This is a genomic window from Micromonospora sp. WMMD736, assembly GCF_049179015.1.
Taxonomy (GTDB): domain Bacteria; phylum Actinomycetota; class Actinomycetes; order Mycobacteriales; family Micromonosporaceae; genus Micromonospora.
On sequence record NZ_JBMHMI010000170.1, the window covers coordinates 1 to 2048 of the forward strand.

1 protein-coding gene is annotated in these 2048 nt (G+C 63.3%); it reads right to left on the bottom strand.

Annotation, left to right across the window (positions count from 1 at the left end):
- Positions 1 to 149 precede the first annotated feature (149 nt).
- Complete coding sequence (gene ltrA, locus ACN269_RS35205) at positions 150 to 1523, bottom strand: group II intron reverse transcriptase/maturase (RefSeq protein ID WP_421476745.1); 1374 nt, start codon at positions 1521 to 1523, stop codon at positions 150 to 152.
- Positions 1524 to 2048: the final 525 nt, after the last annotated feature.

The following is a 2048-nucleotide window of genomic DNA, read 5'->3' on the forward strand; positions in this document are numbered from 1 at the left end:
CATCGCCACTTGCAAGGGAAACATCGGCAGTGCGGCCATTGGTAGTCAGGGGCGCGGTGTCTGCGAAGCAGATCCGTTTCCCCATCCCCCTTTCAATCCGTGCGTGCGGTTTTCCCGCACACGGCTTACCGATGATCTTCTTGACATGGTTACGCTGCCTTCGGGTAGCGGATGGTGCCGCGCAGGCGGTGTAGGCCCAGCTCGTTGAACCAGTCCTCGGTCCACCGAGCAGCCTGACCGGCACGCAGGTTGCGGCCTCGCTTCTTGACCATCAAGCGAAACAGCCGCCACACCACGTAGCTGTCGACGTGTCGGAACTTATCGGCAGCATTGCCGGTGCGAAAGTAGTTGCCCCACCCGCGCAGGATCGGATTGAGATCCGCGATCACATGGCGAATATCTGTTCCGACCCGGCTACGACCAGTACGGTCCCGGATCTTTGTCCGAAGCCTGATCATGGCCGATTGGCTGGGCCAGCGGTGCAGGTAGTGGCGCACAACGCGCTTCTGTTCCCACAACCGCCCCGACATGCGCGCCCGGAAATGACAGCCCAGAAAATCCAGGCCCTCCTTACCGTTGCGCAGGTCGACCACCGTCGTCTTGTCCGGATGCAGCCGCAACCCCAACGACGCCAGGATCTCGCCTATCGCCGCCAAAGCCTGCTCAGCCTGTGCCTGCGATCGGCACAGCACCACACCGTCATCGGCGTAGCGCACCAACTCACCCACCCCGCGGGCCGTGAGCTCGGTGTCGAGCACGTGCAGGTAGATGTTGGCCAACAGCGGCGAGATCACCCCACCCTGCGGAGTGCCCGCGACCGTCCGCTCACGCACCCCATCAATCAACACACCTGCCTGCAGCCACAGCCGCAGCAGTTTGAGCACCCGCCGATCCGAGACCCGCCTACCCACCTCAGCAAGTAGCCGGTCGTGGTCGATCTCGTCGAAGAACTTCGCGATGTCGAACTCGACCACATGAGTGACCCCTTCGATGAACCCGACACGCAGCCGTTCCATCGCCTGAGTGGCTGACCGCTTCGGCCGAAACCCATACGAGCACGACAAAAAGTCCGCCTCGAAAATGGGTTCCAACACGATCTTGGCCGCCGCCTGAACCACTCGATCTCGCACCGTGGGAATCCCCAACGGCCGCTTACCGCCCCGGGGCTTGGGGATCTCCACCCGCCGCGCTGGCGACGGACGATAACTCCCTACCCGCAGGTCATGACGTAACTCCCGCAACATGCGGTCCACGCCATAGTCCTGCACTGCGGCGAGGGTGACACGATCCACCCCAGCCGCACCCCGGTTTTCACACACTCGCTCCCACGCCTCCACCAAGACGTCACCCCGGTAGATACGGTCATACAGGGCGTGGAAACGCCGACCCGAAGACTGCTTGGCCGCAGCCCATAGCGCACGTTGCAGTCGTTGCACTTTCACCGGCGAGAAACTCAACGGCTCCTCAACGGCTACGACAAGCGATCGCTTGCCGGGGGAATTGGACCGAGACACCTCGGTCATGCCCTCACGCTTACCCGCTCGATGCACGTGATCAAAGTCGGGGCCCTTCCCTCCCGGCGCGTTATGTTGCACGCCGATCACCGGTACTACGACCCCATCGGACTCCCGCTGCCCTCCAAAGGATTTCACCACTGGCTTATACCCCTGGTCTTTGCCCGACGCAGGCCAGGCAGACGGGCCTCTCCTGTTCCGAACCAGACTATGTGCACGTGCCGCCACCCGTACCCCGGAAAGACCCGACGAGCTGACCCCGGACCAGGGCTCGCCGGACATGGCCTTCGCCGTGAAATGAGCGGCTCGGCTCTCCCATTGTGACTGTGACGAGGCTGCAGTGTTCGCATAACGCTACGGCCCGCGCACTTGCTCCCTCCGAAGAGGCTCTCGACGCCCCGCTCAGCCCGCCGCCTCTCAACGACGAACCGGGGCCTGCTACCCGGCGCTCCGGTACCTACCAGGGCGGGACTCTCACCCGCTAGTCCAGTCCAACTTGCAGGACGCAACATCGGCTCAGCCTATAGCTCGAGC